Source organism: Mycobacterium sp. IEC1808 (assembly GCF_002101935.1).
Lineage (GTDB): Bacteria > Actinomycetota > Actinomycetes > Mycobacteriales > Mycobacteriaceae > Mycobacterium.
In genome coordinates this window covers 1-22,388 of sequence record NZ_LQPV01000056.1, presented here as the reverse complement: position 1 = coordinate 22,388, position 22,388 = coordinate 1, and the positions used below count along the sequence as shown (strand labels likewise).

General features: G+C 67.5%; 23 protein-coding genes and 1 pseudogene. 12 read left to right on the top strand and 12 right to left on the bottom strand.

Annotation, left to right across the window (positions count from 1 at the left end; all coding sequences use genetic code 11):
* From AWB92_RS23470 to AWB92_RS23450, 5 genes are read right to left on the bottom strand one after another with little or no spacing between them, the layout of a single operon-like run.
* Complete coding sequence (locus AWB92_RS23470) at positions 1 to 1,110, bottom strand: hypothetical protein (RefSeq protein ID WP_085189931.1); 1,110 nt, start codon at positions 1,108 to 1,110, stop codon at positions 1 to 3.
* Complete coding sequence (locus AWB92_RS23465; protein WP_068100430.1) at positions 1,107 to 1,712, bottom strand: TetR/AcrR family transcriptional regulator; 606 nt, start codon at positions 1,710 to 1,712, stop codon at positions 1,107 to 1,109. Before AWB92_RS23465 ends, AWB92_RS23470 begins: the two co-directional genes overlap by 4 nt.
* Entirely contained in the window at positions 1,709 to 2,482 is a 774-nt protein-coding gene (locus AWB92_RS23460) for an SDR family NAD(P)-dependent oxidoreductase (RefSeq protein ID WP_085189929.1), read from the bottom strand. The genes AWB92_RS23465 and AWB92_RS23460 overlap by 4 nt, the downstream gene beginning before the upstream one ends.
* Complete coding sequence (locus tag AWB92_RS23455; protein WP_277622324.1) at positions 2,479 to 2,973, bottom strand: VOC family protein; 495 nt, start codon at positions 2,971 to 2,973, stop codon at positions 2,479 to 2,481. The genes AWB92_RS23460 and AWB92_RS23455 overlap by 4 nt, the downstream gene beginning before the upstream one ends.
* Positions 2,970 to 4,040: a dihydrodipicolinate reductase gene (locus tag AWB92_RS23450; protein WP_068184577.1), complete on the bottom strand. Its 1,071-nt coding sequence runs from the start codon at positions 4,038 to 4,040 to the stop codon at positions 2,970 to 2,972. Before AWB92_RS23450 ends, AWB92_RS23455 begins: the two co-directional genes overlap by 4 nt.
* A gap of 93 nt (positions 4,041 to 4,133) precedes the next feature.
* Here AWB92_RS23450 and AWB92_RS23445 point away from each other — a divergent pair, with 93 nt between their 5' ends.
* Positions 4,134 to 4,991, top strand: a complete 858-nt coding sequence (locus tag AWB92_RS23445; protein WP_085189965.1) for an SDR family oxidoreductase — start codon at positions 4,134 to 4,136, stop codon at positions 4,989 to 4,991.
* A gap of 289 nt (positions 4,992 to 5,280) precedes the next feature.
* Positions 5,281 to 6,753, top strand: a complete 1,473-nt coding sequence (locus AWB92_RS23440; protein ID WP_085189927.1) for an NAD(P)/FAD-dependent oxidoreductase — start codon at positions 5,281 to 5,283, stop codon at positions 6,751 to 6,753.
* Here the strand turns inward: AWB92_RS23440 and AWB92_RS23435 are convergent.
* Entirely contained in the window at positions 6,678 to 7,727 is a 1,050-nt protein-coding gene (locus AWB92_RS23435) for an AraC family transcriptional regulator (protein WP_085189925.1), read from the bottom strand. The two genes, AWB92_RS23440 and AWB92_RS23435, sit on opposite strands and share 76 nt — an antisense overlap.
* A gap of 111 nt (positions 7,728 to 7,838) precedes the next feature.
* On the opposite strand from AWB92_RS23435, the gene AWB92_RS23430 reads away from it, so the two are divergent.
* The gene (locus tag AWB92_RS23430) at positions 7,839 to 8,219 is read left to right on the top strand and encodes a DUF1330 domain-containing protein (protein WP_085189923.1); all 381 of its coding nucleotides are present in this window, start codon (positions 7,839 to 7,841) and stop codon (positions 8,217 to 8,219) included.
* Here the strand turns inward: AWB92_RS23430 and AWB92_RS23425 are convergent.
* Positions 8,216 to 9,007: a lysophospholipid acyltransferase family protein gene (locus tag AWB92_RS23425; protein WP_085189921.1), complete on the bottom strand. Its 792-nt coding sequence runs from the start codon at positions 9,005 to 9,007 to the stop codon at positions 8,216 to 8,218. The two genes, AWB92_RS23430 and AWB92_RS23425, sit on opposite strands and share 4 nt — an antisense overlap.
* A 143-nt stretch (positions 9,008 to 9,150) precedes the next feature.
* On the opposite strand from AWB92_RS23425, the gene AWB92_RS23420 reads away from it, so the two are divergent.
* The 4 genes from AWB92_RS23420 to AWB92_RS23405 are packed head-to-tail and all read left to right on the top strand — an operon-like array spanning position 9,151 to position 13,166.
* A complete protein-coding gene (locus AWB92_RS23420; RefSeq protein WP_085189919.1) occupies positions 9,151 to 10,506 on the top strand; it encodes a wax ester/triacylglycerol synthase family O-acyltransferase in 1,356 nt (451 codons plus the stop codon).
* A gap of 6 nt (positions 10,507 to 10,512) precedes the next feature.
* The gene (locus AWB92_RS23415; RefSeq protein WP_085189917.1) at positions 10,513 to 10,998 is read left to right on the top strand and encodes an NUDIX domain-containing protein; all 486 of its coding nucleotides are present in this window, start codon (positions 10,513 to 10,515) and stop codon (positions 10,996 to 10,998) included.
* Between the two features lies 1 nt (position 10,999).
* Positions 11,000 to 11,905, top strand: a complete 906-nt coding sequence (locus tag AWB92_RS23410; RefSeq protein WP_085189915.1) for a haloalkane dehalogenase — start codon at positions 11,000 to 11,002, stop codon at positions 11,903 to 11,905.
* A 31-nt stretch (positions 11,906 to 11,936) separates the two neighbouring features.
* Positions 11,937 to 13,166, top strand: coding sequence for a cytochrome P450 (locus AWB92_RS23405; protein ID WP_085189963.1), 1,230 nt, complete (start codon positions 11,937 to 11,939; stop codon positions 13,164 to 13,166).
* A gap of 445 nt (positions 13,167 to 13,611) precedes the next feature.
* Here the strand turns inward: AWB92_RS23405 and AWB92_RS23400 are convergent, their stop codons facing one another.
* Positions 13,612 to 13,980: a hypothetical protein gene (locus AWB92_RS23400; protein WP_068132742.1), complete on the bottom strand. Its 369-nt coding sequence runs from the start codon at positions 13,978 to 13,980 to the stop codon at positions 13,612 to 13,614.
* Between the two features lie 40 nt (positions 13,981 to 14,020).
* Complete coding sequence (locus tag AWB92_RS23395; protein WP_085189913.1) at positions 14,021 to 14,470, bottom strand: hypothetical protein; 450 nt, start codon at positions 14,468 to 14,470, stop codon at positions 14,021 to 14,023.
* Positions 14,471 to 14,591: 121 nt separating this feature from the next.
* Between AWB92_RS23395 and AWB92_RS23390 the strand changes: the two genes are divergently transcribed.
* Both AWB92_RS23390 and AWB92_RS23385 read left to right on the top strand, forming a co-directional pair.
* Positions 14,592 to 14,921, top strand: coding sequence for a hypothetical protein (locus AWB92_RS23390; RefSeq protein ID WP_085189911.1), 330 nt, complete (start codon positions 14,592 to 14,594; stop codon positions 14,919 to 14,921).
* 104 nt (positions 14,922 to 15,025) lie between these two features.
* Positions 15,026 to 15,421, top strand: a complete 396-nt coding sequence (locus AWB92_RS23385) for a hypothetical protein (protein ID WP_241523559.1) — start codon at positions 15,026 to 15,028, stop codon at positions 15,419 to 15,421.
* A gap of 13 nt (positions 15,422 to 15,434) precedes the next feature.
* Here AWB92_RS23385 and AWB92_RS23380 read toward each other — a convergent pair whose 3' ends face one another.
* A complete protein-coding gene (locus tag AWB92_RS23380; protein ID WP_085189909.1) occupies positions 15,435 to 16,505 on the bottom strand; it encodes an ATP-dependent DNA ligase in 1,071 nt (356 codons plus the stop codon).
* Positions 16,506 to 16,516: 11 nt separating this feature from the next.
* Between AWB92_RS23380 and ligD the strand changes: the two genes are divergently transcribed.
* Together ligD and AWB92_RS23370 are read left to right on the top strand one after the other, a co-directional pair.
* A complete protein-coding gene (gene ligD, locus AWB92_RS23375) occupies positions 16,517 to 17,554 on the top strand; it encodes a non-homologous end-joining DNA ligase (RefSeq protein WP_085189907.1) in 1,038 nt (345 codons plus the stop codon).
* A 107-nt stretch (positions 17,555 to 17,661) separates the two neighbouring features.
* Complete coding sequence (locus AWB92_RS23370; RefSeq protein ID WP_085189905.1) at positions 17,662 to 18,120, top strand: universal stress protein; 459 nt, start codon at positions 17,662 to 17,664, stop codon at positions 18,118 to 18,120.
* A 77-nt stretch (positions 18,121 to 18,197) separates the two neighbouring features.
* Here AWB92_RS23370 and AWB92_RS31135 read toward each other — a convergent pair whose 3' ends face one another.
* Positions 18,198 to 18,332, bottom strand: a complete 135-nt coding sequence (locus tag AWB92_RS31135) for a hypothetical protein (RefSeq protein ID WP_255404410.1) — start codon at positions 18,330 to 18,332, stop codon at positions 18,198 to 18,200.
* A 266-nt stretch (positions 18,333 to 18,598) separates the two neighbouring features.
* On the opposite strand from AWB92_RS31135, the gene AWB92_RS23365 reads away from it, so the two are divergent.
* On the top strand, positions 18,599 to 21,766 hold the full coding sequence (locus tag AWB92_RS23365) for an adenylate/guanylate cyclase domain-containing protein (RefSeq protein WP_085189903.1): 3,168 nt from the start codon (positions 18,599 to 18,601) through the stop codon (positions 21,764 to 21,766).
* 115 nt (positions 21,767 to 21,881) lie between these two features.
* On the opposite strand, the pseudogene AWB92_RS29860 reads toward AWB92_RS23365, so the two are convergent.
* Positions 21,882 to 22,388, bottom strand: a pseudogene (locus tag AWB92_RS29860) (hypothetical protein); the annotation flags it as partial.

Sequence of the window (22,388 nt, the reverse complement as noted above, 5' to 3'; positions counted from 1 at the left end):
TCAGAAGGCGGGGATCCCGTCGCGGTGCGGGTGCAGCGCTCCGACCGGGGACGTCAGCGGAAGGTGCAGCGCGTCAACGATTCCGGGCTCGGCGGCGCAGACCCACGGGATGGCGTTGACCGCGCGCATGCCGGTGGCCAGCAGTCCGTGATCGTTGTGGCTGTCACCGGGCCGATGTCCCACCTCAAACTCGGCGTCAAAGCTCGGTTCGCCGTCGATGATGACGCGCCAGATGCCGTCGGTTCCGCCGGTGCGCCCCTTCGGCCAGTCGGGGGCCAGGTCGTCGGCGATGCGGTCGACGTGCTCGATGGTGATGACGTCGACGCCGTCGACGACGCCGATGCAGCGGGCCCGGGTGGCGCCGACCGTTCCCGCCTCGACAAGCCCGAAGGCGGTGGGGATTTCGCGTGGCGTGGGCAAGAACTCGCACGTCTCGCGGATGTCGTCGAGCTCCACGCCCAGCGCGTCGGCGACCATGGTGACGGCGGCGCCCCAGCCCCAGCGCAGCACGCCGGGCATCATCAACCCGCCTTGGTAATCGAGGGGCTGGCCGAAACCGAACAGCTCGCGCATGTCGTATTCGGCCGGGTACTCGGAATAGTTGGTGATTTCGATGCCGCGCACCGAATACACCTTGTGCGACATCGACATCAGTGCGATGGGGAACAGGTCTGCGCCGAATCCCGGCTCGATGCCGCTCGAGAACAGCGAGCTGCCACCGGTTTCGGCCGCGCCGCGGATCGCATCGGTCACCTTGGCGGGCATCGACCCTCGCGGGTAGACCAGTCCCGGTATCGCGGTGGTGACGACATTCTTTCCGGCGGAAAGGATTCGGCACAGGTCGCCGATCGCTTCCTTCATCCGTGACGGCGCCGGCGCTGCGTAGACGACGCAGTCGGCGTCGCCGCCGAGGATCTCCGACTCGTCCCGGGTGGCGGCGATGCCGAGCGGGTCGATGCCCGCGAGTTCGCCGGCGTCCTTGCCGTTCTTGCTGTCCGAGTGCACCCATACCCCGACGAGGTCGAGGTTCGGCCGGTCGGCGATGGTTCGGATCGCGTACTTGCCCACCCCGCCGGTGGCCCATACCGCTACCTTGTACGTGTCGTTCACGATTTCGACTTCCTTCGCCAATGCGGGCTCTTGATGGCCTCGACGGCGTCGGTGACGTAGCCGTCGAGCGGACGGGGTTTCCTGGTGGACTGGCGCACCCACCGCTGGAACGCGAAATCGCCTGCGGCGAAGCCGAGTTGGACCAGCAGGCCGGGCCGGATGTCGGTGTCGGGGTTGGTTCCCATCCGCTCGCCGATCAGCTTCGTCGCGCGCTCCTTGTCCGCGGGTGTGTGCAGCGTGACCTTGTCGAGCAGGCCGGGCGCCACCAGCAGCGCCTCGCGCCACTCCTCGCAGTCGGCCGGGTCGAACGATCGGGTGCGGACGACGATCGCGTTGACCAGCGCGACGTCGGGTGGTTCGGTGGCTGGGCGCTCCTCGAGCAGGCTGACGATCGCGGCGCCACCGTGGCGCAGCGGCGCGAGCAGCAGTTCCTCCTTGGCCGGCACGTGCCGGAAGAAGGTGCGCGGTGAAACGCCTGCGGCCGAGGCGATTTCCTCCGTTGTCACGGCGTCGTAGCCGCGCTCGATGAACAGCCGGAACGCCGCGCGACGGATGTCGGCGCGGATCTGGGCGCGCTGTCGTTCCCGCAACGACTGGCTCAACGGAAGCAGCCGATCCCGCCGTCGACCTGGATCGTCTGGCCGGTGATGAACGTGGCGTCGGTGCCGAGCAGGAACGCCACCAGCGCGCCCACGTCGGTGCGGACGTCGCCGATGCGTTTCATCGGCACCCGCCCGACGGCTTTGGCATAGTCGTTGGGCGCGAGCTGCTTCCACGCTTTGACGCCGTCGGACTCGGCGAACGGGCAGATGACGTTGACGCGGATGTTGTCGCGTCCCCACTCGAGGGCGGCGACCTTCGACAGCCCGCGGATGCCTTCCTTGGCGGCGGCATAGCCACCCCACTTGGGTTCGCCGCCGGTGCCGGTGCCCGAGCCGAGGTTGACGATCGACCCGCCGCCGGCGGCGACCATCAGCGGGTACACGGCCTGCATCAGCAGGAAGGTGGCGCGGGGTCCGACGTCGTACCCCAGCGCCAGGTCCTCGGTGGTGATGTCCACGAATCGTTTGGGCTCGTTGGTGGCGATGGCGTTGTTCACCAGGCCGTGCACGGTGCCGAAGGCGTCGACGGCGGCCGCCGCGATCCGGGGCGCGCTGGCCGGGTCGCGCAGGTCGGCGACCAGCTGTTCGGCGCGGCCGATCTGCTTGAGTTCGGTGGTGGTCGCGTGCAGGACCTCGTCCTGGATGTCCACGAGCAGCACCGATGCGCCGCGTTCCAGCAGCGCCGCGGCGATGCCCTTGCCGACGCCCTGCGCGGCGCCGGTGACGATCGCGACGTGGCCACGCATCGAGTCGGGGTGCCAGTAGCTCATCGCGCCGGCCCCAGCTGCAGCGGCACGCCGCGGTGCATCTCGTAGGTGCTGCGCGCCCCGTCGGGCAGCTCGATGAACTCGACCGGCGTCCCGTCGGGATCCTTGACGAAAAACATTCGCACCCCGCCGATTTCGAACGGCTCTTGGTCGGGCGGGTAGCCGGCGGCCGCAATGCGGCGATGGGCGTCGTCGAGATCGGGCACCCGCAGCGACACGTTGTGAATGCCGGTGATGCCGCGCCGCTGCTTCTCGGTGTCGGGTTTGGCGCCGAGCGAGAGCAGCTCGACCATCAGCCCGCCCAGCAGGCCGCCCACCACCCGACCCTCCTGCTTTCGCTTCGCGTGCAGTGCTTCGTCGAAGGGCTCGCCCAAGATCAGCGCTTCGAAGACGACGTCCATGCCGAGCGTGTCGCGGTAGAACGCCAGCGCGCGGTCCATGTCCGTCACCCCGACGACGAGGTGACAGAACGACACGTCGTTCAGCGCGGTCACGGCTTTTCCGCGAGATCGGGTGCGGGGCGCCCGGCGAACAGCGGCAGGTCGAGGTAGGTCTTGATGCCCGGCTCGGCGGCGCAGACGTCGGGGATCGCGTTGACGCAGTGGTTGGCGGTGGCCACGACGCCCGGATTCTTCACCAGCCCTTCGGCGATCGTCTCCGGTTGCAGCCCCTTGAAGGTGAGGCTGACGCTGGGGTCGCCGGTGATCTCGACCTCGAAGCGTTCGCCGCGGCCGCCGAAATTCCAGGCCGGGTCCAGGTTTTCCTCACCCATCAGCCAGTTGACCGCGGCGGTGATGACCGGCTCGCCGTCGACGAGGGCCTGCCAGCGGAACCGGCGCGCGGCCACCTTTCCCGTGGTGATCGGGAACGGGGCGTAGTCGATGTCGGAGGTTGCCACAGCGACGTCCTGGATGGTCCTGATGTTCGGCTCGATGCGAAATCCCATGTGGTCGGCCACCATTCGCACCGACTGCTTGAAACCTGCCTCGAGCAGGCTGGCCATGGGTCCCTGCATCGCTTCCTCGGGGGTGCCGCCGAATCCCATGATGTGGCGCACGACGTCCGGGGCGTTGTAGGTGCGGATGTCGGAGAACTCCTCGGCGCGCACGTGGGTGACCGCCGAGGAGAGCGAGGACAACATCAGCGGGAATCGCTCGGTGATGCCGCCGGGGTGGATTCCCGAGCCGTGCAGCGTCACACCATTTTCGAGCGCGGCGTCGGCGATGGCCTGGTGACGCGGGTTGCTCAGGTCGGGGTATACCCAGCCGACGGGGGTGACCACGTTCTTGCCGGACCGCAGGATCGCCAGCACCTCGTCGTCGTTGGGGACAAGCGGGCTGTACACGACGCAATCCGCGTCGAGGGCCAGCACGTCGTCGACGCTGGTGGTCGCCGTGACACCCAGGGGCGGGGCTCCGATGATCTCGCCCACGTCGACGCCGTCCTTGTTGGCGCTGTGCACCCAGCACCCGACGAGTTCGAGCTGCGGATGATTCAGCACGCATGCGATGGCGGCCTTGCCGACGCCCCCGGTCGCCCATTGGATGACCCGAATGCTCACCTGTGACCTCCCGAGTGCTTTACACGCCAACGGCTGAAATGGCACAGTATGACCCGCTGACAGTCACTGTCAATGACGCACGGAAGGCTGGCGATGGGCGCACTCCACGGCAAGATCGCGATCGTCACCGGCACCAGCCGCGGCGTCGGCGTCGGCATCGCGCACGAATTGCTGCGCGCCGGCGCCACCGTCGTCGGCTGCTCCCGCTCGCCCCTGGACACCATCCCGGCCATCGACGCCGAATGGGCGAGCCGCGCATCCCAAAAGGTTTGCGACCAAGGCGATTACCGCTCAATCGACTCGTTCATCGCCGACGTCGTGGCCACCCACGGGCGCATCGACATCCTGGTGAACAACGCCGGCGGCACGGTGCCGGCGCCGCACGCCGAAAGCATTCCCTCGCTCGTCTCGCGCATTCAGGGCGCACCGGACAGCGACGACGACTTCGAGCGCACCGCGCTGTTCCACGCGTTCGCGGTGCAGATGAACCTCGTCAGCCCGCTCTGGTTCGCGATCCGCGCGTACCGGCAGATGTGCACACAGGACGGTGTCGGCTGCATCATCAACATCTCCAGCGGCGCGGGGCACCCCGCCGGATCGCCGACCCTGGTCTCCTACGGGGCGGCCAAGAGCGGACTGAACCATCTCACCCGTTCGCTGGCCGAGGAGTGGGGGCCCAAGGTCCGGGTCAATTGCGTCGCCCTGGGCCCGACCATGACCGAGAACTTCCGGTCCTTTGTGTTGCCCAAGGACGACCCGACCGGCGAAAGGTACTTCGCCGCAGTGCCGTTGCGCCGCGCGGGCGAACCCGCGGAGGTGGGCCGCGTCTGTGTGTTCCTGGCCGGCGGGGACGCGGACTTCGTCAACGGCACCACCATCGAATGCGATGGCGGCATGCTGCCCGGTGTGCTCTACGACGCGGGCCTGAAGACGATCACCGATCTGCTGTAGCGTGGCGCCCTGCTCACATCCGCCCCATTAGCCCCGCAGGGAGGGGATGTGCGTTTGTGCCCGCCTCCGAGCGACAAACGCGCGGCGTGGTTCGAGTTCTGTCGCTGTGAGGCGGGCACAACGGCTAATGCCTCCGTCACGGCAACCGATGTGGCAGTTGTGGCAACGGGCCGCCCTGTCCCCAACTGTCAAAAAGCTGTCCTCTGCTGTCAATACTTTGAACTCTGCGCTGCCGCACAGTGGGAGCAGCGGTAAACCACCGCCCACGACAGCAGAGTCAGGACCAACCATGAACTCCAGCAGCATCGAACACGTCGACGTGTTGATCATCGGCGCCGGCATCTCGGGCATTGGCGCCGCCTGCTACCTGCGGACGATGCAGCCCGGCAAGACGTTCGCCATCCTGGAGGCGCGCGACGAGATCGGCGGGACGTGGGACCTGTTCCGGTACCCCGGAATTCGCTCCGACTCCGACCTGCACACGTTCAGCTACGAGTTCAAGGCGTGGGAGAACGAGAAGGCGATCGCCAGCGCCGACGCGATCATGGCCTACCTCCGCGAGACCGTCGCCGAAAACGGGATCGGCCAGTCGATCCGCTTCCGTCACAAGGTGATCAGCGCGGCCTGGTCCACCGAGGACGCGCGCTGGCTGGTCGAAATCGAGCGCGCGGACGAACGCATCACCATGACGTGCGGATGGTTCTTCTGCGCGAGCGGCTACTACCGCTACGACGAGGGGTTCACCCCCAAGTTCCCGGGACGGGAGCGGTTCGCGGGGCAAATCATCCACCCGCAGCACTGGCCCGAGGACCTGGACTACAGCGGCAAGCGGGTGGTGATTATCGGCAGCGGCGCGACCGCGGTCACGCTGGTTCCCGCCATGGCCGAGACCGCCGGACACGTGACCATGCTGCAGCGCTCGCCGACCTACATCCTGCCGGTGCCGTCGGAGGACCGCATCGCCAACACGTTGCCCAAGCTCGTCGGCCGTGACCGTGCCTACGCCATCACCCGGCGCAAGAACATCGCCAAGCAGCGGCTCGTCTGGCGGTTCTGCCAGCAGCACCCGCGCGCCGCCCGCCGGCTGATCCGCCACCTCAACGCGAAGCAGTTGCCGGCCGGATACCCGGTCGACGAGCACTTCCGGCCGTCCTACGACCCGTGGGACCAGCGGCTGTGCGCCGTGCCCGACGCCGACATGTTCAAGGCCATCCGCGACGGCCGCGCCTCGGTGGTCACCGACCAGATCGAGACCTTCACCGAGCGCGGAATCCGGTTGCGCTCCGGGCGTGAACTCGAAGCCGACATCATCGTCACCGCCACCGGACTGAACCTGCTGGCCTTCGGCGGCATCAGCCTCTCGGTGGACGGGGTTCCCGTCGACCTGTCGGACAAGGTGGCGTTCAAAGGGTTTCTGCTCGACGACGTCCCGAACTTCTCCTACGTCTTCGGCTACACCAACTCGTCGTGGACGCTCAAGGTAGGGCTGGTGTGCGAGCACTTCTGCCGGCTGCTGGCCCACATGGACGCGCACGGCCACAGCATCTGCTACCCGCGGCTGCCCGGGGCCATGCCGACCAAGCCGCTCCTGGAAGTCACCGCCGGCTACGTCAAGCGATCCGTCGAGCAGTTCCCGCGCCAGGGCGCCGAGGGGCCATGGCGAACCTCGATGGACTACCGCGGCGACTACAAGACGCTGCGCGAAGGCCCGGTCGACGACGACAACCTGTGCTTCGCCGGCGCGCCACTTCGGTTGCGGTAAGCGGCCGGTCCCGTCCCGAACCAGCGCTTGCATGAGCGGGTCAGCACGCTCTGCTCGGCGTAGCCCAGCTCGCGCGCCAGGTGCGAAAGGCTGATGCCGGTGTTGCGCAGGTACCGGTCGGCGGCGTCCCTGCGGACCTGATCCACCAGTGCCGCGAACGTCGTGTCCTCCTCGGCGAGCCTGCGCTGCAGCGTTTTTGGGTGCAGATTGAACTGCTCGGCGACCAGCTCGAGGGTGGCCGTCCCGGTGGGCAGCAGCTGCCGAACGATGATGCGCACCGATTCCACAATCCCGGCATTTCGAGGGGTGATGCCGCTCAAATAGTCGACGACGGCCTTATGGGCGACGTCGTCGCGGTGCAACGGGCGGCTCAAGTCGGCCGTACGCACCGTGAAACCCGCTGCCCGCGAGGCGAACTCGGGCGTGCAACCGAAATACCGCACATAGTCGGCTTTGGGCGTGAGCGGGTCATGCGGCAGATGCACCTTCAGCGGGACGTAATCGGCACCCATGAGGAGCCGGAAGACGCGTATCGAGACACCCAGCGACAGCTCGGTGGTCTGCGCATGCGGTGGCGGGTTATCCAGGAGAAATTCCAGCGTCACGAACGAGCGCTGCGGTTCCGCCAGCGGCGTGACCCGCAGCGCGATCACCGGGCTGTACGCCGCCATGTAGGTGCCGAAGATCTCCAAGGCGTCCGCCACCGTGGCGGCGGTGCGGGCCGCCACGCCGACCGGACCAAGAATCTCGATGCCCTGCCGCTCGGCCAACCGTCGCCCGAAGTCCGGCGCGTTCGTGGCCTGGGCCGCGGACTCGATGGCTTTTATCGCGGCGTGGTACGAGATAAACGCGTCGTAATTGCCGGCGTCTCGCTCGCGGACGCACGCCGCGCGCAGCAGGCTCGCGGGGTCGCCGCCCAACTCGGCGACGAGGCCCGCATAGTTCGAGAGCGCGGTCCCGCGTACAACAGACATGTGTCTTGGATTGTCAAAATGCTGTCGTGAGATGTCAAGACGTCGGCCCGTCGATGAGGGATGGTACGGGGAGGTGTCGCCAATACAGCCGAATGATGCAAGGAGATTCACATGAGCAGCTCGCTGGAGCCCACCCCGGAGCAGTTCGCGGCGCTGGCCGCCAGGCCCGCGGACGCGCCGGTGCTGATGGTCAACCTGTTGAAGTTCAAGACCGCGGGCGGGCTCGAGTCCTACCTGCAATACGGGCAGGAGGTCGTGCCGCACCTGGAACGCGTGGGTGCGACGCTGCGGTACGCCGGTGCGGCGCCAACGGTCGTCATCGGTGACGGCGAACGGCCTTGGTGGGACGCGATTCTCATCGTCGAATACCCGACGCCGCAAGCGTTCATCGACATGGTGACCACGCCCGAGTACGCGAAGGTGCACGAGCATCGCGCCGCCGGGCTGGAGCGCGGCGACCTCATCGCCACCTCGGCGTGGGCGGTCGCCTAACCCAGGACGGGGACGCGGCGTTCGCGTGCCAATCGATCGAGCGCGGCCTGCATGACCGAGCGGACGTAAGCGTCGACATCGTCGACGTCGGGGTCCTCGCCGAACCGCTCGGCGACGTCGATGGGCTCCAGCACCTGGTAGACGATCTTGGTGGGCAACGGCATGTTGGCCGGGAAGAACACCGACATGCCGAACGGGAAGCCGATGGTAACAGGGAGGATCTCGATCCGAAAACGCTTGAGCCCCAGGCTTTTCGCCAGCCAATTGCCGCGCGTGAGGAAAAGCTGGGTCTCCTGCCCGCCGATCGACACCGCCGGTACGATCGGCACGCCGGCTTCCAGGGCGGTCCTCACATATCCGGTGCGGCCGTCGAAGTCGATGACGTTCTGCCGCAGCGTCGGACGGAACGCGTCGTAGTCGCCGCCCGGGAAGGCCAGCACCACCGCACCCGAACGCAACGCTTCGCCGGCGTTCTCCCGGCTGGCGTGGATGACGCCGAGCCGTCCCAGTGCCGCGCGAAACGGTGTGAAGAACACGCCGTAGTGGGCCACGGTGTACAGCGGGCGGTCGTAGCCGAACCTGCCGTACAGGGCCGGGGCCAGCACGTTCCAATCGGGCGTCAGGACGCCGCCCGAATGGTTGGACACCAGCAGCGCGCCGCCCGCCGCCGGGACGTTTTCCAGGCCCCGAACTTCCGGGCGGAACCAGCGCTTGATGACCGGATTCACCGCGTTGATCAGCATCTCGGTGAAGGTGGGGTCCCACTTCGCGATTTCGGGATAAGTCATTTCGTCACCCGCCGACTCGTCGCTGTGCCGAATTCGAGTGCAGTCATCGTCCCGCAGGGGCGGCCGCCCCGACAGAGCCGCAATCCCCGCCCGACGGGGACTAAAGACCTTGCGTCTTGCGCTGTTCGCGGTCTAATGGGTGCATGGAACCGATGGCGCCCACCGACGGGGTATTTCTTCTGGGCGAATCCCGTGAGCATCCCATGCACGTGGGCGGCTTGTCGTTGTTCGAACCGCCGGAGGGCGCAGGCCCAGAATTCGTCCGCGAGTTCACCGACGCCATGATCGCCAACGACGAATTCCAGCCCACCTTCCGCAAGCACCCCGCGACGCTTCTGGGCGGGATATCCCCGATGGCGTGGACCTATGACGACGAGGTCGACGTCGACTACCACGTCCGGCGCTCGGCGCTGGCCGCACCGGGCCGGGTTCGCGAACTGCTGGAGCTTACGTCCCGGCTGCACACCGGTTTGCTCGACCGCCACCGCCCCCTGTGGGAGCTTTACGTGGTGGAGGGGCTGAACGACGGCCGGTTCGCCATGTACAGCAAGATGCATCACGCGCTGATCGACGGCATTTCGGCGATGAAGCTGATGCAGCGCGCGTTGTCGGTCGACCCGAACGACAACGAGATTCGGGCGATGTGGAGCCTGCCCAGGCGAAAGCGCACGTCCGGCCCCGCATCTCGGCTCGGCTCGCTGGTGAGGACGTTGGGATCGCTTGCGGCGCTAGGCCCTTCGACGGTGTCGCTGGCCCGCGCGGCGCTGTTCGAGCAGCAGGTGACGTTGCCCTTCGGCGCCCCGCGCACCATGCTGAACGTCAAGATCGGCGGCGCGCGGCGCTGCGCCGCGCAGTCGTGGTCGGTGGACCGCATCCGAACCGTCAAGGCCGCATCGGGTGTGACTCTGAACGACGTCGTGTTGGCGATGTGCGCGGGCGCCCTGCGCTACTACCTACTCGAGCAGAACGCGCTGCCGGACGCCCCGCTTGTCGCGATGGTCCCGATGAGCCTGCGCAAGGAGGACGAGGCAGACGCCGGCGGCAACCTCGTCGGAGCAATCCTGTGCAATCTGGCAACCGACACCGACGACCCCGCGGAGCGGTTGCAGACCGTCAGCGAGTCGATGCACAAGAACAAGAGGGTGTTCTCCGAGTTGCCCCGCGCCCAGGCGCTGGCGCTTTCGGCGGTGAACATGGCGCCGCTCGCCCTGGCGGCGGTTCCCGGGTGGGTGTCGTCAACGTCGCCGCCGTTCAACCTGGTCATCTCGAACGTGCCGGGGCCTCGCGAACGGATGTACTGGGGCGGCGCCCGGCTCGACGGCAGTTATCCGCTTTCTATTGCGTTGGACGGGCAGGCGCTCAACATCACCCTGGTCAGCAACGCGGGCAACCTCGATTTCGGACTGGTCGGATGCCGTCGCAGCGTTCCACACCTGCAGCGCCTCCTCACGCACCTGGAGTCGTCGCTGAAGGACCTGGAACGCGCCGTCGGGGTCTGACCCTCCATGCCGACGCTCAGTGCGGGCGTGCTCTTGTACCGGGCGCGTGGCGGCGTCGTCGAAGTCCTGATCGCGCATCCCGGCGGTCCGTTCTGGGCCCGCAAAGACGAAGGGGCCTGGTCGATACCCAAGGGTGAGTACACCGACGGCGAGGATCCCTGGACGGTTGCGCAGCGCGAGTTTTCTGAGGAGTTGGGGCTGTCGGTGCCTGCCGGGCCTCGGTTGGACTTCGGCCCGCTGAAACAACCCAGCGGCAAGGTGGTCACTGCCTTCGCCATCGGGGCCGACCTCGACGTCACCGACGCACACAGCAACACCTTCCAGATCGAGTGGCCGAAGGGCTCGGGCCGGATGCGGGAGTTCCCCGAGGTCGACCGGGTCGGCTGGTTCGCGGTGACGCAGGCGCGCACGAAGCTGCTCAAGGGCCAGCGTCCGTTTCTCGATCGATTGATGGCGCATCCGGCACTGGCCGGCCTAACCGAGGGGGGCTGACATGCAAACACTGCGCACACCCGACGAGCGGTTCGACGACCTGCCCGACTTTCTTTATGCCCCAAGCTATTGCGAGATCGCAGATGGTGACGGCGGGGCGCTGCGGGTGGCTTGGGTGGAGGACGGGCCGCCAGGCGGCGACCCGGTTCTCATGCTGCACGGCGAGCCGTCGTGGTCGTTCCTGTACCGCAAGATGATTCCGATCCTGGCCGCCGCGGGGCATCGGGTCATCTGCCCCGACATGGTCGGGTTCGGTCGTTCGGACAAGCCGACCCGTCGCGAGGACCACACCTACGCGCGCCACGTCGAATGGATGCGGGCCGCCGCTTTCGACGTCCTCGACCTTCGTCATGTGACCCTGGTGGGCCAGGACTGGGGCGGGCTGATCGGCTTGCGGCTGGCGGCCGAGCATCCCGAACGGTTCGCCCGCCTGGTCGTCGCCAACACGGGGCTGCCGAACGGCGAGCAGCCGATGGCCGAGGACTGGTGGCGCTTCCGCAAGGCCATCGCCATCGCTCCGAATCTCAATATCGGCTGGTTCGTGCAGGGCGGTTGCAGCGCGCAGCTGAGCGGCGAGGTGCGCGAGGGCTACAACGCGCCGTTCCCGGACGACCGGTTCTGCGCCGGGCCGCGCGCCATGCCCACCCTGGTGCCGACCTCGCCGGACGATCCCGCGGCGGCGGCCAACAAGGTGGCGTGGGCCAAGCTGTCCGTGAGCCCGACGCCCATGCTCGTCGCGTTCAGCGACAGCGATCCCATCACCGGGCCGATGGCCGCGATCTTCCAGCGCGAGATGCGCGGCGCCCAGGGCATCGATCACCCGACGATTCGCGGCGCGGGTCACTTTCTGCAGGAGGACGCCGGCGAGGAACTGGCCAACCACATCGTCGAGTTTCTGCGCCGCTGAGCGACCCGCGCGGTGCGGGCAGAATGTGTTCATGACGACCGCCGCCCAAGCCGAATCGCAAGGGCTGCTGCTGCAGCTGCTCGACCCGGCCAATCGCGCCGACCCGTATCGGCTGCTTGCGCAGTTTCGCGCGCGCGGACCGATCGTGCTGCCGGAGACGACGCTGGTCGTCTTTTCGGCTTACCGGGACTGCGACGAGGTGTTGCGGCATCCGGCGTCGAGCAGCAGCAACGCGAACTCGACGGTGGCGAAGCGCCAGCTCGAGGCGGGCGTGGTGCAGCCCCGGCTCTTCCCGCCGGGATTTCTATTCCTCGATCCGCCCGATCACACCCGGCTGCGCAGGCTGGTCGCCAAGGCGTTCTCGCCCAAAGTGGTGAACGCGCTGCGGCCCGAAATCACCGCGCTGGTGGACGGGCTGCTCGATCGGATCGCCGAGAAGGGCGAGTTCGACGTCGTCGAGGATTTCGCCTATCCGCTGCCCGTGGCGGTGATCTGCCGGCTGCTCGGCGTCCCGCTGGAGGACGAGCCGCACTTCAGCCGCGCGTCGGCGGTGCTGGCGCAGGCGCTGGACCCGTTCTCGACGATCACCGGCGTGCCGCCCGACGTTATGGACGAGCGGATGCAGGCGGTGCGGCGGCTGCGCGGGTATCTCCACGAGTTGATCGAGCGGCGCCGGTCGGAGCCGGGCGACGACCTGCTGTCGGGCCTGATCGCGGTGGAGGAGTCCGGCGATCAGCTGACCGAGGAGGAGATCGTCTCGACCTGTAACCTGCTGCTGATCGCGGGGCACGAGACCACGGTGAACCTGATCGGCAACGCGATCCTGGCAATGCTGCGCAACCGCGTGCACTGGTCGGCCCTGGGCGCCGACCCGGGTCGGGCGCCGGCGATCGTCGAGGAGACCCTGCGTTACGACCCGCCGGTGCAACTGGCCGGGCGAGTCGCCCTGGCGGACATGACGATCGGCGACGTCGACGTGCCGGCGGGCGACATCATGATGGTCCTGCTGGCCGCGGCCCAACGTGACCCCGCCGAGTTCGACCGGCCCGACACTTTCGACCCGGACCGAGGGACGTTGCGGCACTTGGGTTTTGGCCGCGGAATTCACTACTGCCTGGGCGCGCCCCTGGCGCGCCTGGAAGCCGGCACAGCCCTGTCGGCCGTGACCGCCCGCTTCCCGGACGCCCGGCTGGCCGGCGAGCCGCAATACAAGGCGAACGTCACCCTGCGCGGTTTGTCGCGGCTGATGGTCTCCGTCTAGCTGGTCGCCTGGTGGTCCACGGCGCTCGGACGTTGAGTGTGAATCGCGGGCGTCGTGCGTGAATTCTGGGCGGACAGATCGCCGAAATCCCGCCCTGAGCTCGCGCTGTAAACCGTCATTGCACACTGAAAAGCCTGAATGCCCCAGCGGCGAACCTTCACATGATGCGCTGGCGGTAGGCCGAGTCGTGAATGCCGAGCGGCCGTGGGTGGGGCGCGGCAGATTCGCCGCAGCCCGACCGACTGGTTTCCGTTCCGTGAGGTGTCAGGTGGCGTGCCGTGAGGCAAATGACCATGATTGCCTGGGTGGCCCAGCAGTACCAAGTCATTGACGTGCTTCTTGTCCTAGCATGCCATCACCGTACGAAAGTGCTGTTGCGGCAACGCTGCCCGCGATGATCGACTTGCTACAACCTGCTCACTGGCAACTGTCGCGGCCGGTGAGATCAGCCGCGCTCCCAGGGCGCGGTCTCGTCCATCTTCTTGTAGTACTTCGCCAGGTGACTCTTGACGCGGTCGATGTCGGCCTTGGGCAAATCGATGCCGCCGCGTGCGCCGTCCATGATCGCGCCGGCGATCATCACTCCGCGCGGGACCGCTTTGAGTTCGCCGCCGATCACGTCGGCGAACAGCAACTTGTATGCGGTGAAGTTGTCCTTCTTGTCGCTGTCGTACCAGATGTGGGCGTCCCGATATTTCTGGTTCGGCTTGTCCTCGGCACCGGCCCACTTGCGGACACGCTTGTCGGCGGCGTCCCCGTCCCACTTGCGGTCCCGATCGGCCAACGGCAGGTCCTTAAACGCTGTTACTGACATTCTTTTCGCGTGCCCGCTCCCGGGCCCTGATAAACGCCGCTCAGGCCTCGGGTTCGGCGCCGTCCCCGTCGTCGCCATCCGGACTTGCCTCGACCAAGGAAATCGACACCGGGATTGGTGTGGCCAACTCGATCTTTCCCTGCGGGTCGTAATAGGCGCCGATTGTGTACTCGCCCACCGACTCGACGGAAATGACGAGGTCTTGGGTAAAGCACCGATACTTGGACGGCTTATCGCCGTCGTCCGGCCAATGCCACTTGCCCTCCAGGCTGCCGCGGGGTGTCCCGCCGGGATCTTTGCACACGACATGTAGTTCCGGGTCGTAGTCACCGCCGCAGCGGGCGTGCACCACCAGCACGACCGGAACCTTTGCCGTCAAAGGGATTTGCGGAACCTGAAAGCCGGTCGTGGGGATGCGGGTGGCGTAGATCGCGCCGGTGTCATCGAGCGCGGCGGTGCCGGCCACGAAAAGCGCGGCGATATTGAGCATCACGACAGCTTAGTGGGCGTCCCGCAGCCGAATTCGGGGGTTTCCATTCGGTGCGGCAATCGCAAGAATTTCGCAAGTGGGCGGCGATAGGTTACGGCCCACAGCGGCGAAAGGAACCCTTATGGATAGCACGCGCGTCCTGAAATCGATCCTTGCCGGTGCGCTGCTTTCCGGTGCGACGGTGGCGGGCGGAGTTGCGCTGGGAGCGGGCGCCGCCCACGCCGACGGCCCACACCGCTGGTGCCCGGGGGATCCCAAGAACATGCCCTACGTGGTCAACAGCCTGATCGACTGGGACTGGAACGTCTGCCACACCTGGTATTCGACCAACTACGGGATGGGGAACGTGACCAGCCAGGGCCGGCCCATGTCGATTTGGGACGGGGATAACCCGCCGCCGGAGGCGATCGCGCCCCGGGGGTGTCCACCGATTGCGTTCATGTGCCCGTAGCCGAAATTGGGACCGGTAGCGGCGCCGGCGATGTCGACTTTGTTCAGCACAGCGGCCCACCCGGGCCTCGATCGGAAAGGACAATGATGAACAACGTTCGTTCCATGACAGGGCGAATCGCGCGGCTGGCAACCACCGCGGTGGTGGCCGGCGGTCTCGGCGTTGCCGGCCTGGGACTGACCGTGGGAACCGCGTCGGCTCATCCCGGTCCCGCGCCGCTGAACGCGTGGCCCGGTTGCCCGGAGGATCACCCGCAGGGGCCGTGCCGCTGGTGCCCGGGGCAACCGCTGCCGCCGACCGGCAACCACGTCACCAACCCGGTGGTCTGGGACAACAACGTCTGCCACACGTACTACTACGTGTATTTCGGGCAGGGGAATGTCGCCCAGAACATCTGGGACGGAGACAATCCGCCGCCGCCGCCCCCGCCGGCGCCACCGGGCCTGATCAACAGGGACAACTGCCAGCAGATCCTCGGGATGTTCTGCCCGCACGCGTGATCGGACGGGGCCCCTAGTCGGGCCCCAGGCCGGGGACGATGTCGCCGAGGCGGAAGGTGACCGGCTGTTCGAGTTGGGCGTAGGTGCACGAGCGCGGTTCGCGGTCGGGGCGCCACCGGCTGAACTGGGCGGTGTGGCGGAACCGCGGGCCCTCCATGTGGTCGTAGCGGACCTCGACCACCCGCTCGGGCCGTAGCGGCACGAACGACAGGTCCTTGCCCGCGTTCCAGCGCGAGAATTCGTTTTTGCGCGGGGTGCGTTCGCCGGCTTCGTGCGCGGCCCAGTTCCACGGGTGGCCGTCGAAAGTGGTAACCAGCGGCTGCAATTCGGCGAATAGCCGCCGTCGTTCGGCCATCGGGAAGGCGCCGATCACGCCGACCGACGCGAGTTGGCCGTCGTCCGTGTACAGCCCGAGCAGCAGCGAGCCGATCGCATCGCCGCCGGACTTGTGCACCCGGTATCCGGCGACCACGCAGTCGGCGGTCCGTTCGTGTTTGACCTTGAACATGACGCGCTTGTCCGGCTGATATGTGATGCCCAGCGGCTTGGCGATGACCCCGTCGAGGCCGGCGCCCTCGAACTCCTCGAACCATCGTTGCGCGGTCTCCATGTCGGTGGTGGCCGGCGTGACGTGGATCGACGGCCCGGCATCGGACAGGGCGTCGACGAGGGCCGCGCGCCGCTCGCTGAACGGGCGCCCGGTGTAGTCGTCGTCGCCCAGGGCGAGCAAGTCGAACGCGATGAAGGAAGCCGGCGTCTTCTCGGCGAGCATCCGCACCCGCGAGTCGGCCGGGTGGATCCGCTGTTGCAGCGCCTCGAAATCCAGGCCGTGGTCGGTCGCCACGACGATCTCGCCGTCGATCACGCAGCGCTGCGGCAGCTCGGCGCGCACCGCCGCGACCAGCTCAGGGAAATACCGGGTCATCGGCCGCTCGTTGCGGCTGCCCAGCTCGACTTCGTCGCCATCACGGAAGCAGATTGACCGGAATCCGTCCCATTTGGGTTCATACGACGCGTCCGGCGGCATCGAGCGCACCGGCTTGGCGAGCATCGGCGACACCGGCGGCATGACGGGTAGGTCCATAAGCTGAGGATATGGCTGCTGCAGAAGAGCTCGACGTCGACGGCATCGCCGTGCGGGTGACCAACCCCGACAAGGTGTATTTCCCCGCCCTGGGCGCTGAGGGCACCAAGCGTCGGCTCGTCGAGTACTACCTGGCGGTGGCCGGTGGTCCGATGCTGACCGCGCTGCGTGACCGACCCACCCATCTGCAGCGCTTCCCGGACGGCATCGACGGCGAGGAGATCTACCAGAAGCGGGTGCCGCAGCATCATCCCGACTACTTGGAGACCTGCCGGGTGACCTTCCCGTCGGGGCGCACCGCCGACGCGCTGAAGGTGACGCACCCGTCGGCCATCGTGTGGGCGGCGCAGATGGGCACGGTCACGCTGCACCCGTGGCAGGTGCGCTGCCCGGACACGGACCATCCCGACGAGTTGCGGATCGATCTGGATCCTCAGCCGGGCACCGGATTTGGGGAGGCGCGGGCGGTTGCGGTCGACGTGTTGCGCCCGCTGCTCGACGAGCTCGGTCTCGTCGGGTACCCGAAGACGTCCGGCGGCCGCGGGGTGCACGTGTTCCTGCGCATCGCCCCCGAGTGGGACTTCGTCGAGGTGCGCCGGGCGGGTATCGCGCTGGCCCGCGCGGTGGAGCGCCGCGCACCCGATGCGGTGACCACGGAGTGGTGGAAAGAGAAACGGGGTGCGCGGGTCTTTCTGGACTTCAACCAGAACGCCCGCGACCGCACCATGGCGTCGCCGTATTCGGTGCGGCGCACGCCGATCGCGACCGTGTCTACGCCGCTGACGTGGGACGAGTTGGCCGGCGCCGATCCCGACGACTACACCATGGCGACCGTGCCCGACCTGGTGAAGAGCCGGGACGATCCGTGGGCCGCCATGGACGATGCCGCCCAGTCGATCACGCCCCTGCTCGAGCTGGCGGCCGCCGACGAGGAGCGCGGGCTGGGCGACATGCCGTATCCGCCGAACTACCCGAAGATGCCGGGCGAGCCGAAGCGCGTTCAGCCGAGCCGGGATACCGATCTGACTAGGAAAAACAAGCCGAAGTGAGTAGTCGGCCCGCTAGCGGCTTCTCCGCGCCCTCTTGATTGATCGCCGTCGCCGTAAATCACGCGGGCCCGTTACGCGCGGCCTCATCGGTCCCTACACTGTGGGAAATGAGCGGCTATCAGACCGTCGTGGTCGGCACCGATGGCTCTTACACGTCGATGCTGGCGGTCGACCGCGCAGCGGCGATCGCTGCGGATCAGGGCGCGAAATTGATCGTTGCTACGGCGCATGCCCCCGTCCGCGAGGAAAAGGGCCGCTACGCCATCCCGCCGGGAAGCGACCACGGCGCGGACTACCGGACGCAGCGCGAAACTCCCTTCCGCGAGATCCTGCGGGACGCCAGCGATCGGGCGTACAAAGCCGGGGCCAAGAACGTGCTGCAGGAGGCGATCGTCGGCAATCCGGTCGACGCGCTGGTAAAGCTGGCCGAGGAGGTCCATGCCGACCTACTGGTCGTCGGCAACGTCGGGCTCAGCAAGGTCGCCGGGCGGTTGCTGGGAGCAGTCCCATCCGAAGTCTCCCGCAGGGCCAAGACCGACGTGCTGATCGTCCACACCACCGACTGAGGCGCGCCCGCATGTCAGGCGCTTGCTCTGTCAGAGGTGCAATTGCTGGGTAATGACGGCGGTTTGCGTGTTCGTGGTCAGGCTTGTACGAGCAGGCTGATAGCCAGCCGGTCTACGGCTTGGTCGATCCGGTCTTGGCTTTGTAGCTCTATGGCGACGAACGCGCGGGTCAGGTGGTAGTCGATCCGGTCGGGCGTGGCGTGGACGTTCATTTCAAGGCTCCGATCTTTTCGCGACCTTCGTCGAAATGAACGGTTTATGCTTTCGAATTGATCTCCGCCCAACCGGCATTCACGAGAGATCATGATCACAAAGCTGTGCGGTTCTGGTTAGGCAACCCGAAGATGCCGGGCGAGCCGAGCCGCGATGCGGACCGCAAGGGAAAACTGGCGAGTTTGAAGTCGCGGGGTCGTCAGCCGCATAGTCCGCCTTATCCTGGGAGGGCCATGAAACTCGGGGGCGGATTGGCGGAGGTCGTATGACGGCCGTGCTGGCCTGCCGCGCATGCGGCACCGAACCCCTGCCGAATGCGCGGTTTTGCCACGGATGTGGCGCACCGGTTGGCGAGGCCGCCGCGCCGGCGGAGTACAAGCAGGTGACGGTGCTGTTCGCCGACGTGGTCAGATCGATGGACATCGCCTCTGCCGTCGGGGCGGAGCGGTTGCGCGAGATCATGGCGGAATTGATCAACCGGTCGGCAAACGTGGTGCAGCGGTACGACGGAACGGTGGACAAGTTCACCGGCGACGGCATCATGGCCGTGTTCGGCGCGCCAATAGCGTTGGAGGACCATGCGTTAAGGGCATGTCTTGCGTCATTGGCAATCCACGACGAACTCGCGGGGTTGGTAGCCGAGGTCCGCCACCGGGACGGTGTCGACCTAGCATTGCGCATCGGGCTCAATTCGGGTCAGGTGATCGCCGGCGAAGTCGGCTCGGTTACCTTGGGCTACACCACAATTGGCGAGCAGGTGGGGATCGCGCAGCGGATGGAGTCGGTCGCTCCGCCCGGCGGGGTAATGCTCAGCCCGTCGACCGCGCGGTTGGTAGCCGGCGCAGCCGCCCTTGGCGAACCGGAGATGGTTCGGATCAAGGGTGACGACGAACCGGTGGCCGCCTATCGCCTGCTGGGCGTAGGCGAACCCCAGCGCGGGCGTGCCGACTCGGCTCTGGTCGGTCGGCGCTGGGAAATAGCCGCCATCGAGGGCCTGCTGGAGCGTGCCATCGACGGCCACGGCGCGGTGGTCGGCCTGGTCGGTTCGGCGGGCATTGGCAAGAGCCGCATGGTCCGCGAGGTTGCAGCGATGGCCGCCGACCGGGGTGTCGACGTGTTCACCGCCTACTGCGAATCACACACCAGCGACATCCCTTTTCGCGTCGTTGCGCGGCTGCTGCGGGCGGCCAGCGGCGTGGATGACCTGGACGGCGCGGCGGCCCGTACGCAGGTCCGGACGCGGGCGCTCGGAGCCGACCCCGAGGACCTGGTGCTCTTCGAGGACCTGCTCGGCATCGCCGATCCGGGCATGGAAGCGCCGAAGATCGATCCGGACGCGCGGCGGCGGCGGTTGGCTGCGCTGATCAAGTCGGTATCGCTGGCCCGCGAAGCCCCGGCGGTCTATGTAGTCGAGGACGTGCACTGGATCGACGAAGTCAGCGAATCCATGCTGGCCGAGTTCCTCACGGTTGTCCCACAGACGTCGTCGCTGGTGCTGGTTACCTACCGTCCCGAATATCGGGGCGCGCTTGGCCGGACCTCCGGGGCTCAGACGATCGCCCTTGCGCCGCTGAGTGATTCAGAAACCACGGCCCTGGTCGCGGAGCGGCTGGGCTCGGACCCTTCTGTTGATGCGCTGCGCGAGAAGATCGCCGAAACCGCAGCCGGTAATCCATTCTTCGCCGAGGAGATCGTGCGCGAGCTGGCCGAGCGTGGCGCGCTACGCGGCGAACGCGGCGCGTACGTGTCGGCGGCAGACGTCGGCGAGGTGACCGTGCCCGCCACGCTGCAGGCGACGATCGCCGCGCGCATCGACCGCCTCGACCCGAAAGCCAAGCGCACGCTGAGCGCAGCGGCGGTCATCGGCTCGAGGTTCGGCCTCGACTTGCTGGAAATGCTGGGCATCCATCCGCTCCTAGAGGATCTCGTGGGTGCCGAGCTGGTTGATCAGGTGAGGTTCATTCGACGACGGGAATATGTGTTTCACCACCCGATGATTTGGACGGTGGCCTATGCGTCGCAGCTCAAGTCCGATCGCGCCGAGCTGCACCGGCGCGTCGCAGCGGCCATCGAGTCACGCGACCCGTCGGCGGCGGATGACAACGCCGCGGTGATCGCCGAGCACCTGGTGGCGGGCGGTGACTTGCAGGCCGCTTACGGCTGGCACCTGCGCGCCGCGGCGTGGGCGACCACCCGTGACATCGCCGCGGCGCGGTTGAGTTGGGAGCGCGCCCGAACGATCGCCGATGCATTGCCCGACGATGATCCCAACCGGCTGGGCATGCGCATCGCCCCGCGGACCATGTTGTGCGCGACCGCCTGGCGGGTTCACGAAAGGGTTGCCGACGACCGTTTCAACGAACTGCGGGAGCTGTGCACAGCCGCAGGGGACAAGGCCTCGCAGGCGATTGCCATGGTGGGACTGGTGGCCGAGCGCGCATTCAAGGACCGCGTTGCAGAGGCATCGGAGATGGCGTCTGAAGCCATGGTCCTCATCGAGTCGATCGGAGACCAGGAGTTGACGGTGGGTCTGTCGTGCATGCCCATCTTTGCCAAGACCGAAAGCGCCGAGTACTGGGACGTGTTGCGGTGGTCGCAAAGGGTCATTGACCTGGCCGACGATGACCCGTCGAAAGGCAGCTTGATCGTCGGATCCCCGTTAGCGGTTGCCCTCGCGCAGCGGGCTGATGCCCGCTATTCCCTGGGCCGCCCCGGCTGGCGTGACGACGTGGAGCGGGCCCTCGCCATGGCCCGAAGCGCCGACCCGATTTCCTATACGACGGTCGTGAGTTACATCTACTCCGGGGGAATACCCGGCGGGGTGCTCGTTGCCGACGACCGCGCGGTGCGCGAAAGCGAAGATGCATTGCGGATCGCCGAACGATCCGGCGACGATTTCGCATTGGCTTCCGCCCGAATGACCCTGGGTCTCGCGCTGGTGCACCGCCAACCGGCAGCCGATCGCGACCGGGGACAGCAGCTGCTGGCAGAGGTCCGCGAAATGTATGAACGCTGGCAACTCCACCTCTGCGACCTGCCGACGGTCAACGTGTACTTGGCGCGTGAGAGGTTTCGGTCCGGGGATCGCGGTGAAGCGATACAGCTCATGCGCGCCGCCGCCGACGAATTGTTCCGGGAAGGACGGCTGCTGGGGTGGGGGATGACCGCTACGGGTGTTCTGGTGAACGCGTTGCTGGAACGTGGGGCCGACGGTGACGTGTCCGAGGCCGCGGCCGCGATCGAGCGGCTGGCGACGGCCCCGGCCGACGACGGCTTAACGGCGCGCGACATCTGGCTGCTGCGGCTGCGGGCACTATTGGCGCAGGCGCACGGCGACAGCGCGGCCTTTCGAGACTTCCGAGATCGCTACCGCGATATGGCGAAAACGCTCGGCTTCGAAGGCCATATCGCCTGGGCGGAGGCAATGGCATGAGCGCGGGTGGAAGCGAGTGAAATTCGCCTTCCAACCGCCGCTTGGCTGATACGCGGACGCGTATCACTTTCAGGCGTCCCACGGTGGCACGAGTCCGAGGGTCCGCGTCAGCCGGCTAGCCGCCCGAACCGCCGTTGCCGCCGGTGGCGCTGCCGAGGCCGGAACCTGCGACGGTGGCGCCGCCGCCGCCACCGCCGCCGCCGCTGCCGGCGGTGCCGCCGCCGGTGCCGCCGGCGCCGATGTTGCCGCCGCCGCCGATGCCCCCGCCGCCGTTGATGCCGCCGTTGCCGGGGTTGCCGCCGGCGCCGCCGGCCCCGTGGCCGAAGCCTGCGACGTCGCCGCCGGCGCCGCCATGGCCACCGGTGCCGCCGGTAAAGGCGAGGCCACCTCCTCCGCCGCCGCCGCCGGCGGCGTCGACGGTGCCCATTTGGGCGTTGTAGCTGGCGTTGCCGCCACTGCCCCCGTCGGCGCCGCCGCCGGCGTTGGCGCCGGTACCCCCGGTGACGTCGATACCGCCGCCGACCTGACTCGCGGCGCCACCGCCGCCCGCTCCGCCGAAACCGCCTATGCCGCCAGCGGTGCCGCCGCCTGCCCCACCGCCTCCGCCGAAGGCTTGCAGGCC

What these genes read in the sequence shown, in the direction of transcription:
- AWB92_RS23420 (WP_085189919.1), top strand. Translation starts at nt 9,151, where the DNA reads ATGGAACCGATGGCGCCCACCGACGGGGTATTTCTTCTGGGCGAATCC.
- AWB92_RS23390 (WP_085189911.1), top strand. Translation starts at nt 14,592, where the DNA reads ATGGATAGCACGCGCGTCCTGAAATCGATCCTTGCCGGTGCGCTGCTT.
- AWB92_RS23425 (WP_085189921.1), bottom strand. Translation starts at nt 9,007, where the DNA reads ATGACTTATCCCGAAATCGCGAAGTGGGACCCCACCTTCACCGAGATG.
- AWB92_RS23395 (WP_085189913.1), bottom strand. Translation starts at nt 14,470, where the DNA reads ATGCTCAATATCGCCGCGCTTTTCGTGGCCGGCACCGCCGCGCTCGAT.
- AWB92_RS31135 (WP_255404410.1), bottom strand. Translation starts at nt 18,332, where the DNA reads ATGAACGTCCACGCCACGCCCGACCGGATCGACTACCACCTGACCCGC.
- AWB92_RS23440 (WP_085189927.1), top strand. Translation starts at nt 5,281, where the DNA reads ATGAACTCCAGCAGCATCGAACACGTCGACGTGTTGATCATCGGCGCC.
- AWB92_RS23410 (WP_085189915.1), top strand. Translation starts at nt 11,000, where the DNA reads ATGCAAACACTGCGCACACCCGACGAGCGGTTCGACGACCTGCCCGAC.
- AWB92_RS23435 (WP_085189925.1), bottom strand. Translation starts at nt 7,727, where the DNA reads ATGTCTGTTGTACGCGGGACCGCGCTCTCGAACTATGCGGGCCTCGTC.
- AWB92_RS23385 (WP_241523559.1), top strand. Translation starts at nt 15,026, where the DNA reads ATGACAGGGCGAATCGCGCGGCTGGCAACCACCGCGGTGGTGGCCGGC.
- AWB92_RS23405 (WP_085189963.1), top strand. Translation starts at nt 11,937, where the DNA reads ATGACGACCGCCGCCCAAGCCGAATCGCAAGGGCTGCTGCTGCAGCTG.
- ligD (WP_085189907.1), top strand. Translation starts at nt 16,517, where the DNA reads ATGGCTGCTGCAGAAGAGCTCGACGTCGACGGCATCGCCGTGCGGGTG.
- AWB92_RS23370 (WP_085189905.1), top strand. Translation starts at nt 17,662, where the DNA reads ATGAGCGGCTATCAGACCGTCGTGGTCGGCACCGATGGCTCTTACACG.
- AWB92_RS23430 (WP_085189923.1), top strand. Translation starts at nt 7,839, where the DNA reads ATGAGCAGCTCGCTGGAGCCCACCCCGGAGCAGTTCGCGGCGCTGGCC.
- AWB92_RS23400 (WP_068132742.1), bottom strand. Translation starts at nt 13,980, where the DNA reads ATGTCAGTAACAGCGTTTAAGGACCTGCCGTTGGCCGATCGGGACCGC.
- AWB92_RS23460 (WP_085189929.1), bottom strand. Translation starts at nt 2,482, where the DNA reads ATGAGCTACTGGCACCCCGACTCGATGCGTGGCCACGTCGCGATCGTC.
- AWB92_RS23365 (WP_085189903.1), top strand. Translation starts at nt 18,599, where the DNA reads ATGACGGCCGTGCTGGCCTGCCGCGCATGCGGCACCGAACCCCTGCCG.
- AWB92_RS23445 (WP_085189965.1), top strand. Translation starts at nt 4,134, where the DNA reads ATGGGCGCACTCCACGGCAAGATCGCGATCGTCACCGGCACCAGCCGC.
- AWB92_RS23380 (WP_085189909.1), bottom strand. Translation starts at nt 16,505, where the DNA reads ATGGACCTACCCGTCATGCCGCCGGTGTCGCCGATGCTCGCCAAGCCG.
- AWB92_RS23415 (WP_085189917.1), top strand. Translation starts at nt 10,513, where the DNA reads ATGCCGACGCTCAGTGCGGGCGTGCTCTTGTACCGGGCGCGTGGCGGC.